A 13,581-nucleotide genomic window follows, 5' to 3' on the forward strand; every position below is an offset into this window, starting at 1 on the left:
AAAGAAAGGGGTAATATTACAATGAAGATTATTGCTTATGGAATTCGTGACGATGAAAAACCATATTTAGACGAATGGGTAACGAAGAACCATATCGAGGTTAAAGCGGTCCCCGATTTGTTAGATTCTAGTAACATTGATTTGGCGAAGGATTACGATGGGGTAGTTGCTTACCAACAAAAGCCTTACACCGCTGATTTATTTGATAAGATGCACGAATTTGGGATTCATGCCTTCTCGCTGCGTAACGTCGGAGTTGATAACGTACCCGCAGATGCACTCAAGAAAAATGATATCAAAATTTCGAACGTACCAGCATATTCTCCAAGAGCAATTGCTGAATTGTCAGTCACCCAACTGTTAGCATTACTCCGTAAGATTCCTGAATTTGAATACAAAATGGCTCATGGCGATTATCGTTGGGAACCAGACATCGGTTTGGAACTTAATCAAATGACCGTTGGGGTAATTGGTACCGGACGGATTGGCCGTGCTGCAATTGACATTTTTAAAGGATTTGGTGCAAAGGTAATTGCGTACGATGTTTTCCGGAATCCTGCATTAGAAAAGGAAGGCATGTATGTAGATACTTTAGAAGAACTTTACCAACAAGCTAACGTGATTACTTTACACGTTCCAGCACTAAAGGATAATTACCACATGTTGGATGAAAAGGCCTTTGGTCAAATGCAAGACGGAACCTTCATTTTAAACTTCGCGCGGGGGACTTTAATTGATACACCTGCACTTTTAAAGGCGTTAGATAGTGGTAAAGTTGCCGGAGCTGCGCTAGATACTTACGAAAACGAAGTCGGCATTTTTGATGTCGATCATGGTGATCAACCAATTGATGACCCAGTCTTTAACGATTTGATGAGTCGCCGTAACGTAATGATTACGCCACACGCTGCCTTCTACACCCGCCCAGCGGTTAAAAACATGGTTCAAATTGCCTTAGACAACAACCGGGACTTAATTGAAAAGAATACTTCAAAGAATGAAGTTAAGTTTGACTAATTTTTCTGCTTGAAATGAGTTTTAAGGTAAGGTAAAATTGTACTCGGCTTATGAGGCCAAAAACACACTTGGTTGGAAGTCAAAGGCGTGCTTTGTGAGGTTGACTTACGAAGTCCTGCGACCGTAGATAACCAAGGAGGAAAAAACTAGGAGGAAAATAACATGTCTGTTATTTCGATGAAACAATTGCTTGAAGCAGGTGTACATTTCGGACACCAAACCCGTCGCTGGAACCCTAAGATGAAGCCATTCATTTTTACTGAACGGAATGGTATTTACATCATTGATTTGCAAAAGACCGTTAAGTTGATTGACAATGCTTACAACTTTGTTAAAGACGTTGCTGCAAATGATGGGGTTGTTCTTTTTGTTGGTACTAAGAAACAAGCACAAACTGCTATCGAAGAAGAAGCAAAACGTGCTGGTCAATTCTACGTTAACCATCGTTGGTTAGGTGGAACCCTTACTAACTGGAACACAATCCAAAAACGGATCAAGCGTTTGAAGGATCTTAAGAAGATGGAAGAAGATGGTACTTTTGACCGTCTACCTAAGAAAGAAGTAGCACTTCTTAACAAGCAAAAAGACAAGCTTGAAAAATTCTTGGGTGGTATCGAAGACATGCCACACATTCCAGATGTATTGTTTGTTGTTGACCCTCGCAAGGAACAAATTGCAATCAAGGAAGCTCAAAAATTGAATATTCCGGTTGTAGCTATGGTCGACACCAATACTGATCCAGATCAAGTTGACGTAATTATTCCATCAAATGATGATGCTATCCGTGCCGTTCGTTTGATTACTTCTAAGATGGCTGATGCTGTTGTTGAAGGTCGTCAAGGTGAAGATGATGAAGCTGTTCAACAAGAAGAAGTTGCTGAAGGCGTAAGCAAAGACTCCCTTGAAGACTTGAAGAAGACGGTTGAAGAAGGAAGCAACGAAGAATAATTCTCACTTAGGCTGTTGCGATTTAAGACCTTTATGGCCTGAGATTTAGCACAGCCTTTTTTTACGGTTTCATAAAATTAAGATTTAATTATTAAATGCTAAGGAGGCCATAAAAATGGCAAGTATTTCAGCTAAACAAGTAAAAGAATTGCGCGACAAAATTGGTGTCGGAATGATGGATGCTAAAAAAGCTTTAGTAGCCAGTGATGGTGACATGGACAAGGCTGTTGATTTCCTTCGTGAAAAGGGAATTGCTAAAGCAGCTAAGAAGAGCGACCGTGTAGCTGCCGAAGGTCTTGCAGACGTCGAGATGCATGATAACACTGCGGCAATCGTTGAAGTTAACTCAGAAACTGACTTCGTTGCTTCAAACGACCGCTTTATCGACCTTGTTAAGGAAATTGCATCACAAGTTGCTCTTGAAAAACCAGCTAGCGTTGAAGATGCGCTTAAGTTGAAATCACCAAAGGGTACTTTGAACGATGACATTATCGAAGCAACTCAAGTTATTGGTGAAAAGATTTCTCTTCGTCGTTTTGCAACTCTTGAAAAGAGTGAAAACGAACATTTTGGTGCTTACCTACACATGGGTGGTAAGATTGCTGCTCTCGTATTATTAGAAGGTGCTGACGAAGAAACTGCTAAGGATGTTGCTATGCACGTTGCTGCTATCAATCCTAAGTACGTTAACCGTGACGAAGTACCAAGCGATGTGCTTGATCACGAACGTGAAGTACTTACTAAAGAAGCTGAAGGCGAAGGCAAGCCAGCTAACATCATTGAAAAAATGGTGGAAGGCCGCTTGAACAAGTTCTTAGCAGAAGTTAGCTTGGATGACCAAGAATTTGTTAAGGATCCTGACCAAACAGTTGCTAAGTACGTTGCTTCTAAGGGTGGAAAAGTTAAGTCATTCATCCGTTACGAAGTCGGCGAAGGAATTGAAAAGCAAACGGTTGATTTTGCTGAAGAAGTTCGTAAGGAAATGGGCCAATAAAAATCATTATCTTGCAAAAATCACGGTTGCGATAGGCGCCGTGATTTTTTTATGGGTAATGGAAAGATTTGGAACTACGGTTATAAAGGAACTTAATGACCCTGAACCACATTTGTGATAAAATTTATTGAAGGTAAAAAAACATAGGAGGCCGTAAAATGTCTGAGGTTAAATACAAGCGAGTAATCATGAAGCTAAGCGGTGAAGCGTTAGCTGGTGAAAAGGGAACGGGAATTAACCCGCCTGTAATCCAAAAAGTGGCTGAAGAACTTCGGGACGTACATGACCTAGGAGTGCAAATTGCAATTGTCGTCGGCGGTGGAAACATGTGGCGTGGCGAGACTGGTGAAGAACTAGGGATGGAACGTGTCCAAGCTGATTATATTGGAATGTTGGGAACCGTGATGAACGCTCTAGCATTGCAAGATAGTTTAGAATCTTTGGGAGTACCTACTCGCGTACAAACATCAATCGAAATGCGTCAAATTGCTGAACCATACATTCGACGCAAAGCAGTTCGTCATCTAGAAAAGAATCGTATCGTAATTTTTGCGGCCGGAACTGGTAGTCCATACTTCTCAACGGATACAACTTCCGCACTACGAGCGGCTGAAATTGGTGCAGAGGCTATTTTAATGGCCAAGAACGGGGTTGATGGAATCTACTCTGCAGACCCTAACGTGGACCCAAATGCCGTTAAATTCGAAAGCCTAACTCATATGGATATTATCGACAAGGGCTTGCACGTAATGGATACAACTGCAAGTTCGTTATCAATGGAAAATGACATTCCTTTGGTAGTCTTTAATTTAAACCAACCAGGAAATATTAAAAAGGTAGTTGCTGGTGAAAATATTGGAACAACAGTAAGGGGAGAATAAATTGGCAAATAACGAAATACTTAAAACAGCTGAAGAAAAAATGCATAAAGCACACCAAGCTTTAGAACGTGATTTAGGTTCAATTCGGGCTGGTCGTGCAAACGCGTCCCTATTAGACCGGGTTACGGTAGATTACTATGGAGCACCAACACCTTTAAACCAAATGGCCTCCATTAGTATTCCAGAACCCCGGGTGTTGTTAATTACTCCGTACGATAAGAGTGTTTTAAACGACATTGAACAAGCTTTACTAGTTGCTGACTTGGGAATCAATCCTGCTAACGACGGAAGCGCAATTCGCTTAGTAATTCCACAACTTACGGAAGAAACTCGTAAAGAGTTAGCCAAGGACGTTAAAGCTGAAGGTGAAAAGGGTAAAGTGGCAATTCGAAACGTTCGCCGGGAAGCTATGGAAGCTTTGAAAAAAGCTCATAAAAATGGTGACTACAACGATGATGAATTCCACGATTTAGAAAAACAAGCTCAAGATATTACGGATAAAGCCATCAAAAAGGTCGAAGAAATCGTGGCTAATAAAGAAAAAGAAGTGCTTGAAGGATAAGTTAATTTGAAGTGATTTTTAGAGTTAAAACTGGACCGTAGGGTTGTTTTAACTCTTTTATTTTCACGGGAAAATGATTTTATGCCCTTTTTTTGGTAAAATAATAACCATTAACTTGGAGGCTTCTTTTAATGAAAGCAAATCAACAAAGTAAAATAACGCTAAATGAAAACATTCCTAACCACGTGGCCATTATTATGGATGGAAACGGCCGGTGGGCGCAACGGCGCTTTATGCCACGGGTTGCGGGACATAAAAGGGGAATGGAAGTAGTCAAAACAATCACTAAAGCGGCAAGCAGTCTAGGAGTGAAGGTGCTTACGCTTTACGCATTTTCAACGGAAAATTGGAAACGGCCGCAGGATGAAGTTTCATTCTTAATGAAGCTTCCAATTACCTTTTTTGATACCTTTGTGCCAGAATTAATCGAGCAGGGAGTCCGGGTGAAGGTCACTGGCAATATCGAAGGCTTACCACAAGCTACCCAAGATGCAGTAAACCGGGCAATTAGCGATACTGCACATGGCACTAAAATGATCTTAAATTTTGCGCTAAATTATGGTAGCCGAGATGAGCTTACCCAAATGACCCGCTCAATTGCACAACAGGTTGCTAACGGAGAAATTGTTCCGGAGGCCATTGATGAACAATTAATTGCGCGGAATTTGCAAACTAGTTTTTTAGGCGATTTAGCAGATCCGGATTTGTTGATTCGAACCAGTGGTGAAGAACGCATTTCAAACTTTCTCTTATGGCAAATCGCGTACAGTGAATTGGTTTTTACCGATACGCTATGGCCAGATTTTAATGAACAAACCTTTATGGAAATGATTAAAGAGTATCAAAAACGCGACCGTCGTTTTGGTGCGATTAAAAAGTGAGGAATTAGTTTTGAAACAAAGAGTAATTACGGCCGTGGTGGCCTTAATAATTTTTATTCCAATTATTTTGCTTGGGGGACCATTTATTGAAATTGCTGCTCTAGTACTAGCTGGAGTTGCCATGAGCGAAGTTTTAATCATGAAAAAAATTTTGTTAGTTTCTCCAGAAGCAATTTTGAGTATTTTGGGTACTTTATTTTTAGTAGCACCAAAAACATGGCTACATAGTTTACCCAGCCAGATTAACACTTCGGCGATTTTTATGGTGTTTGCGATTGCGTTAATGATTCGGACCGTTTTTAGTAAAAATCGGTTTAACTTTGACGATGCGGGCATTCTCACATTAACCATGCTTTATATTGGAGTAGGATTTAATTTGTTCGTACAAGCGCGGACGATTGGCCTAGGGATGATTTTGTACTTACTATTAACCGTCTGGTGCACGGACAGCGGCGCGTACTTAATTGGCCGTAAATTAGGAAAAAGAAAACTTGCTCCCCAAATTAGTCCTAATAAGACTTGGGAAGGCTCCATTGGAGGAACCGTTGTCGCAGTTATTGTAGGAGTTATCTTCTCATTATTGGGTGCAATTAACCATGGAGTAGTAGCAACCGTGTTATTTAGTTTTGTTCTTTCAATCGCGGGACAGATGGGGGATTTGATTGAATCTGCCCTTAAGCGGTTCTACGGCGTAAAAGATTCAGGAAAGATTCTACCGGGACATGGTGGAATCCTCGATCGTTTTGATAGTTTGCTGTTAGTTTTACCTATGGCGTATCTGTTTGGGTTACTTTAACGACCAGTTAGGAGTTATTGATGATTACTACGGTAATTACTTTTTTGATTGTTTTTTGCATTTTAGTTATCGTCCATGAATACGGACATTTTTTGGCTGCAAAAAAGTCCGGCATTTTAGTCCGTGAATTTTCAGTAGGTATGGGACCGAAGATTTTTGATCTTAAACGACGCGGAACCACGTTTACCCTGCGAATTCTCCCAATCGGCGGCTACGTACGAATGGCGGGCTTGGATGAAGAAGACGAGGAATTAAAAGCGGGACAGCCGGTAGTGTTAACAATCAATTCTGCAGGAGTAGTAACTACAATCAATACTTCTGAGAAGTTTCGTTCTGCCGTCGGTGTTCCGTTAATCGTTACTAAATTTGATCTGCAAGACGCACTCTTCATCGAAGGTTACGAAAACGGTGATGAAGGTGCAGCCAAACGTTTTGCAGTCGATCACGATGCAACGATTATTGAAAAAGATGGAACCGAAGTACGAATTGCTCCCCGTGACGTACAGTTCCAATCAGCATCGGTTTGGCGCAGACTACTAACTAATTTTGCTGGGCCATTTAATAATTTCATCTTAGCCATCGTGGTTTTTGCGTTAATGGGGATCTTGCAAGGCGCGGTGCCTTCAAATTCAAATCAAGTTCAGGTAATTGATAACGGAGTGGCTCAAAAAGCGGGCGTTAGGAATAACGACCGAATCGTTGCTGTAGATGGACAAAAGACGCAGAATTGGTCGGCAATTTCAAAAGCCGTTTCAAGCCACCCTAAACAGTCGATAACGCTTAAGCTGCAAAAAAATGGGAAGACTCGTTCGGTGCGGGTTACCCCTAAGGTAGTTAATAATGGTCAAAAAAAGGTCGGAATGATTGGGATTCAATCATCAATGACCACTAACCTGGGTTCTCGAATTATGTACGGTTTTACGGGGACTTGGCAAATGACTAAGGCTTTATTTAGTGCTTTAGCACAAATGCTGCACGGTTTTAGTTTAAATGATCTGGGTGGACCAGTAGCAATATACGCAACCACGTCAAAAGCTACCCAACAAGGCTTCAATGCAGTTTTATATATTCTGGGATTCCTATCCTTAAACCTTGGAATCGTCAATTTATTACCCATTCCAGCGTTAGATGGCGGAAAGATTTTATTAAACTTAATTGAAGTGGTTCGGCGTAAGCCAATGAAAATGGAGACAGAGAATATGATTACACTAGTCGGCTTTGGTTTCTTAATGTTGCTGATGCTGCTAGTTACTTGGAACGATATTCAAAGATACTTTTTCTAAATGATTTAAAGGGAGTCGAATTGAAAATATGAAACAATCTAAGATTTTAATACCTACAGTAAAAGAAGTTCCAAATGATGCGGAAGTGCTTAGTCACAAAATGATGCTTCGGGCTGGTTACATTCGCCAAATTTCGGCCGGAATGTACGCCTACCTACCAATGGCATACAAGGTAATGGAAAAAATCAAGCGGATCATTCGCGAAGAAATGACCGCAATCGACGCGGTAGAAATGCTTACCCCAGCGGTGCTGCCTGCCGAGTTATGGAAAAAATCAGGTCGTTATGAAACTTACGGCCAAGAATTATATAAATTTAAAAACCGTCACGACCGGGATTTTATTTTAGGACCTACTCACGAAGAAACCATGACAACGTTAATCCGGGACGAAGTAAAGTCTTATAAAAAACTTCCGTTAACTTTGTATCAAATTCAGATGAAGTATCGGGATGAAGACCGTCCCCGTTACGGATTGCTTCGTGGACGAGAATTTTTAATGAGTGATGCATACTCTTTCCACGCGGATGAAGAAACACTCGACGAAAGCTTTCGTGCTTTCGAGAAAGCTTATCAAAATATTTTTGACCGGTGTGGTCTCAAATATCGCGAAATTGTTGGAGACGCTGGTGCAATGGGTGGTCATGACTCTAAAGAATTTTCTGCAATCGCATCGATTGGAGAAGACACCATTGCTTACTCAGAAGAAAGTGACTATGCTGCAAACCTCGAAATGGCCAGCAGCATTTACGAAGATTTACAAATGCATGAAAATCCCGCTGAAATTGAAAAGGTCGCTACTGGGGATGCCCATTCAATTGACGAAGTTGCCAAGGAACTCGGTGTAGATGATGGGCGCCTAATCAAGACCATGGTTTTGATGGCGGATGACCAACCGGTTTTAGCTTTACTTCGGGGAAATGATCAACTTAATGAAGTTAAGCTAACCAACTTGCTGCATGTTGATGAATTACGGGAAGCAACTGAAGAAGAAGTTACTCGTTTAACTGGTGCACATTTTGGTAATTTAGGACCCGTTTTTGATAAACGATCAGAAGATATTCAAATTGTTGCGGATAAGTATGTTGAACAGATGGTAAATAGTGTGGTTGGCGCTAACGAAGATGGTTACCATTACACTAATGTCAACGTGGGTCGTGATTTCAATGTAGATCAGTTTGCAGATATTCGAACTGTTAAAGAAGGCGAATTAGCTCCCGATGGGAAGGGCAAATTAAAGTTCACCAAGGGAATTGAAATTGGCCACATCTTTAAGATTGGAACCAAATATTCTAAGGCATTGGATGCAACCGTTCTTGACCAAAACGGACGTGCAATTCCAGTTATCATGGGTTGCTATGGTATCGGGGTTAGTCGGTTACTTTCTGCAGTTTCAGAACAGTTAGCTGATGAAAATGGGCTAGTTTGGCCGAAGAATATTGCGCCATTTGACGTGCACGTAATTCCAGTTAATGCGAAGAATGACGAACAAATGCAAGTTGCTGATCAAATCAATACAGAATTGGTTGCAGCAGGTTACGACGTTTTGATTGATGATCGTAAAGAACGGGCTGGAGTTAAGTTTGCGGATTCAGACTTGATTGGAATTCCTTTACGCGTCACGGTTGGTAAAAAGGCTAGTGAAGGAATTGTGGAAGTTAAATTGCGTCAAACTGGCGAAACGGTGGAAGTTAAGTTGGCTGAATTGAAGAATACGGTCGAAATTTTATTAAATCAAGCCCAGTAATAATTGGGAAGACTGAAAGCTGGGGGTAACCCAGCTTTTAATCGTTCATACCCCAGATATTTTTTAGGGAAGCAAAACCTAAATTAATAAGCACTTTAGGAAATTGGGTATTGTGGTACCAGGAGGACCAAAAAATTGAGTTTATCAGAAAATGAGCAATTTAAAATTTTGCTAAAACAAATAGATTGGTCGGCCCCGCCAGCGGTTGGCGAAGGACTAATTAAGAATTTAACGGTTCATGCAAATTCGAAACGCTGGTTTTTTAATTTTGAGTGGGACGATATTCTACCCTATGATCAGTTTGCAGAATTTGATGAGCGGTTGAAACATACTTTCAAACCCATTGCAAACGTCGACTACCAAATTAGCACTCGGGCAAATACAATCACTAAAGAACAAGTAGCGGGATACTGGGATTGGATTATTAAGCATAGTGGCATCCAATCCTCGTTATTACAGGTACTATGTGATAAGGCAGTTCCTGATTTTCAAGACCAAGTGTTAACTGTTAAGGTCGACAATGAAATCAGCCAAAATTTGCTTAGCGAAGAAGCGTTACGGACAATTGGACAGAAATATCAGCAAGCCGGGTTTCCCCAATTTAAAATCCAGGTAGCGATTGACAATGATGGAGCCGAACAACGCTTAGCCCAATATCACGAGGAAAAAATTAAACGTGATAAGGAAATTGTCCAAAAAGCAACCGAGGCAATTAAAAAAGCGGAAAAGAAGAAGGCTACCGAGAAAAAAGCCGCTCCCCAATTCAACGGGAAGGTTCAAATTGGTAAACCGATTAGTGACCAAGAGCAGGTTACACAGTTACGGGATATTAACCAAGAGGAACGTTCAGTAACCATCGAGGGGTATATTTTTGATGTAGAAGTTAAAACTTTGCGTTCAGAACGGCAACTTTTAATTTTTAAAGTTACTGACTATACTTCTTCAATTACCATCAAGAAGTTTTCACGTAATGAAAGTGATGAACAACTATTTGCGGCAGTCAAGCAAGGACTTTGGGTACGTGTGCGTGGGAGTGTGCAAGAAGATAGCTTTATGAAGGACCTTACCATGAATGCTTATGATGTCACCCAAATCAGTCACGCAGAGCGCGAAGATACTGCTGACGAAAAACGGGTTGAATTGCATTTGCATACTAACATGAGTACGATGGACGCTACTAATAGTATTAGCGACTTTGTCAGCCAAGCTGCTAAATGGGGGCATCCGGCCATCGCCGTTACCGATCATGCTGGGTTACAAGCCTTTCCTGAAGCATATGCCGCTGGTAAGAAAAGCGGGGTTAAACCACTTTTTGGTGTGGAAGCTAACCTAGTAGATGATGGGGTACCGATTGCTTATAACAGTGCACACCGCGCACTTAAAGGCGGTAAATACGTCATCTTTGACGTGGAAACGACTGGTTTGTCTGCGATTTATGACAAGGTAATCGAACTTTCTGCGGTTAAAATGGAAAATGGTAACGTAATTGATGAATTCGAAGAGTTCATTGATCCAGGATTTCCGCTATCTGAAACCACCATTAACTTAACCAGCATTACTAACGAAATGGTCCGGGGTTCGCTTTCGGAAAAGGAAGTTTTTACCAAATTCCGGGAATTTTATGAAGACGCGATTATTGTTGGGCACAACGTTACCTTCGATATTGGTTTTATGAATACCGGCTATCTACGGCACGGGATGGAAGAGATTAAAAATCCAATTATTGATACGTTAACCTTAGCGCGTTTCCTATACCCAACCTTAAAAGGGTACCGGTTAAATACGTTGGCTAAAAAGTTTAACGTAGCTCTAGAACATCATCACCGGGCCATCTACGATGCGGAAACGACTGGACACCTTTGCTATTTGTTCTTAAAAGATGCTGAAGAGCGTTATGGAATTGAATATCATGATCAACTAAATGATCACATGACGGAAAACGACGCGTATAAACATGCTCGGCCGAATCACGCAGTTTTGATTGCCAAAACGCAAGCTGGGTTGAAGAATCTATTTAAATTAGTTTCGTTGTCAAACGTTAAGTACTTCTATCGGGTGCCACGAATTCCGCGTTCAGAGTTAGAACGATTACGGGAAGGCATCATCGTGGGCTCTGCTTGCTCAAGCGGTGAGGTTTTCACCGCGATGGCACAAAAGGGTTACGTTGAAGCACGGGATCGGGCTAAGTTTTATGATTATTTGGAAGTAATGCCTAAGCCAGTTTACCAACCGTTAATTGACCAAGAAATCGTTAGTGACACTAACAAATTGGAAGAAATTATCGGCAATATCGTTAAATTGGGTAAAGATTTAGATATTCCGGTAGTGGCTACTGGCGATGTGCACTACCTTAATCCGCAAGATGCAATTTATCGGAAGATTTTGATTAATTCTCAAGGAGGAGCTAACCCGTTAAACCGGACCGAATTGCCTGACGTGCACTTCCGCACCACGGATGAAATGCTGGAAGCCTTCCGTTTTCTTGGGGAAGAAACTGCCCACCAAATTGTGGTTGAAAATCCTAATCAAATTGCGGATAGCATTGATGACATTAGTCCGGTCAAGGATAAGCTATATACGCCTAAAATGCCGGGTGCTGAGGACCGAATTAAGCAGTTGGCAATGGATCAGGCTCATGCTCTTTATGGTAAAGAATTGCCCAAAATAGTTAGCGAGCGGTTAGATAAAGAATTGACCAGTATTATCGGAAATGGTTTCTCAGTAATTTATTTAATTGCCCAGCGGTTAGTACACAAGAGTAACAAAGACGGATACTTGGTAGGTTCCCGGGGGTCGGTTGGTTCTAGTTTTGTAGCTACGATGTCTGGAATTACCGAAGTTAATCCGTTGCCGCCACACTACCGCTGTCCAAACTGTCAATACTCTCATTTCTATACTAAAGGGGAATATGGTTCTGGATACGATTTACCAGATAAGAAGTGCCCAGAATGCGGTACTTTGATGATTGGTGACGGTCAAGACATTCCGTTCGAAACTTTCTTAGGCTTTAAGGGAGATAAGGTTCCGGATATCGATTTAAACTTTTCAGGAGACTACCAGCCAATTGCGCATAACTATATGCAAGTTTTGTTCGGTAAGAATAACGTTTTCCGCGCTGGAACAATTGGTACCGTCGCTGATAAGACTGCTTATGGCTACGTGAAGGCTTACGAACGGGACACTAACCAGCATTTGCGTGGTGCCGAAATTGAACGGCTTGCCAAGGGAGCTACCGGAGTTAAACGGACGACCGGACAACATCCAGCGGGAATTTTGATTGTGCCTGATTATATGGATATCTATGATTTCAGTCCGATCCAATACCCAGCGGATGACCAAACCGCAGCCTGGGAAACGACCCATTTTGATTTCCATTCGATTCACGATAATATTTTGAAAATGGATATTTTGGGACATGATGATCCGACCATGATCCGGAAACTGCAAGATTTGTCCGGCATTGATCCGCAAACCATTCCTACTGACGACCCGGGAGTAATGAAAATCTTCTCCGGTCCCGAAGTGTTGGGGGTTACAGAAGAACAGATTAAATCCAAGACCGGTACACTAGGAATTCCAGAATTTGGTACGAGGTTTGTTCGGGGAATGTTAGAAGAAACCCATCCAACCACTTATTCTGAACTATTACAGATTTCAGGACTTTCTCACGGAACCGACGTGTGGTTAGGAAATGCAGAAGAGTTAATTAAAGCGGGAACCATTACGTTAAAAGATGTTATTGGGTGCCGGGATAATATCATGATGGACTTGATTCATTATGGACTTGATTCGCAATCGTCCTTTAAGATCATGGAAAGTGTTCGGAAAGGTAAGGGGATTCCAGAGGGTTACGAAGAAAAAATGCGTGCAGCTAACGTTCCTGATTGGTACATTGAGTCGTGCGGGAAGATTAAGTACATGTTCCCGCGGGCCCATGCTTCAGCTTACGTCTTGATGGCGTTGCGGATTGCTTACTTTAAGGTTTATTATCCGTTAGTTTATTATGCAGCATACTTTACCGTGCGTGCCGACGATTTTGATATCGTGGCGATGTCTCGAGGAAAAGAATCCTTAAAAAACCGGATGCAAGAAATTAATGACAAGGGTAATGAAGCTTCAGCAAAAGAAAAGAATTTGTTGACTGTTTTGGAATTAGCTAATGAAATGGTCGAACGAGGCTTCAACTTTAAGATGATTGACCTTGAAAAATCGGATGCGGAAGAGTGGTTAATTGATGGCGACTCATTGATTGCCCCATTTAATGCGCTTCCTGGTCTGGGATTAAACGTTGCTAAACAAATCGTGGCAGCTCGGGCCGACAAGCCGTTCCTTTCTAAGGAAGATCTTGCAAAACGAGGTCACGTTTCTCAAACGCTAATTGATTTTATGACCGAAAATAATGTTTTAGCAGGGTTACCTGATGAAAATCAATTGAGTCTTTTCTAGATTGTTTTGCAATCTTTGCAAAACAATGC

10 protein-coding genes are annotated in these 13,581 nt (G+C 41.5%); all 10 read left to right on the top strand.

What is annotated here, in order from left to right; genetic code table 11:
* The first annotated feature begins 21 nt into the window (after positions 1 to 21).
* Entirely contained in the window at positions 22 to 1,017 is a 996-nt protein-coding gene (locus tag NL111_RS04660; protein ID WP_285110562.1) for a D-2-hydroxyacid dehydrogenase, read from the top strand.
* 162 nt (positions 1,018 to 1,179) lie between these two features.
* Positions 1,180 to 1,965, top strand: coding sequence for a 30S ribosomal protein S2 (gene rpsB, locus NL111_RS04665; RefSeq protein ID WP_002831534.1), 786 nt, complete (start codon positions 1,180 to 1,182; stop codon positions 1,963 to 1,965).
* A 115-nt stretch (positions 1,966 to 2,080) separates the two neighbouring features.
* Positions 2,081 to 2,959 carry a translation elongation factor Ts gene (gene tsf, locus NL111_RS04670; protein ID WP_002831536.1) on the top strand — a complete coding sequence of 293 codons (879 nt, stop codon included), beginning with the start codon at positions 2,081 to 2,083 and terminating at the stop codon, positions 2,957 to 2,959.
* A 158-nt stretch (positions 2,960 to 3,117) separates the two neighbouring features.
* A complete protein-coding gene (pyrH, locus tag NL111_RS04675; protein WP_002831538.1) occupies positions 3,118 to 3,840 on the top strand; it encodes a UMP kinase in 723 nt (240 codons plus the stop codon).
* Position 3,841: 1 nt separating this feature from the next.
* Entirely contained in the window at positions 3,842 to 4,402 is a 561-nt protein-coding gene (frr, locus tag NL111_RS04680) for a ribosome recycling factor (RefSeq protein WP_002831540.1), read from the top strand.
* Positions 4,403 to 4,533: 131 nt separating this feature from the next.
* Entirely contained in the window at positions 4,534 to 5,283 is a 750-nt protein-coding gene (gene uppS, locus NL111_RS04685) for an undecaprenyl pyrophosphate synthase (RefSeq protein WP_002831542.1), read from the top strand.
* A 10-nt stretch (positions 5,284 to 5,293) separates the two neighbouring features.
* Positions 5,294 to 6,079: a phosphatidate cytidylyltransferase gene (locus NL111_RS04690; RefSeq protein ID WP_036671223.1), complete on the top strand. Its 786-nt coding sequence runs from the start codon at positions 5,294 to 5,296 to the stop codon at positions 6,077 to 6,079.
* 20 nt (positions 6,080 to 6,099) lie between these two features.
* Complete coding sequence (gene rseP / locus NL111_RS04695) at positions 6,100 to 7,362, top strand: RIP metalloprotease RseP (protein ID WP_285110563.1); 1,263 nt, start codon at positions 6,100 to 6,102, stop codon at positions 7,360 to 7,362.
* 28 nt (positions 7,363 to 7,390) lie between these two features.
* Positions 7,391 to 9,106, top strand: coding sequence for a proline--tRNA ligase (locus NL111_RS04700; protein WP_285110564.1), 1,716 nt, complete (start codon positions 7,391 to 7,393; stop codon positions 9,104 to 9,106).
* A gap of 135 nt (positions 9,107 to 9,241) precedes the next feature.
* Positions 9,242 to 13,552: a PolC-type DNA polymerase III gene (locus NL111_RS04705; RefSeq protein ID WP_285110565.1), complete on the top strand. Its 4,311-nt coding sequence runs from the start codon at positions 9,242 to 9,244 to the stop codon at positions 13,550 to 13,552.
* The last annotated feature ends 29 nt before the right edge of the window (positions 13,553 to 13,581 follow it).

The organism is Pediococcus sp. AC40 (genome assembly GCF_030252485.1).
GTDB classification, from domain to species: domain Bacteria; phylum Bacillota; class Bacilli; order Lactobacillales; family Lactobacillaceae; genus Pediococcus; species Pediococcus acidilactici.

What these genes read in the sequence shown, in the direction of transcription:
- uppS (WP_002831542.1), top strand. Translation starts at nt 4,534, where the DNA reads ATGAAAGCAAATCAACAAAGTAAAATAACGCTAAATGAAAACATTCCT.
- rseP (WP_285110563.1), top strand. Translation starts at nt 6,100, where the DNA reads ATGATTACTACGGTAATTACTTTTTTGATTGTTTTTTGCATTTTAGTT.
- pyrH (WP_002831538.1), top strand. Translation starts at nt 3,118, where the DNA reads ATGTCTGAGGTTAAATACAAGCGAGTAATCATGAAGCTAAGCGGTGAA.
- rpsB (WP_002831534.1), top strand. Translation starts at nt 1,180, where the DNA reads ATGTCTGTTATTTCGATGAAACAATTGCTTGAAGCAGGTGTACATTTC.
- NL111_RS04700 (WP_285110564.1), top strand. Translation starts at nt 7,391, where the DNA reads ATGAAACAATCTAAGATTTTAATACCTACAGTAAAAGAAGTTCCAAAT.
- NL111_RS04660 (WP_285110562.1), top strand. Translation starts at nt 22, where the DNA reads ATGAAGATTATTGCTTATGGAATTCGTGACGATGAAAAACCATATTTA.
- tsf (WP_002831536.1), top strand. Translation starts at nt 2,081, where the DNA reads ATGGCAAGTATTTCAGCTAAACAAGTAAAAGAATTGCGCGACAAAATT.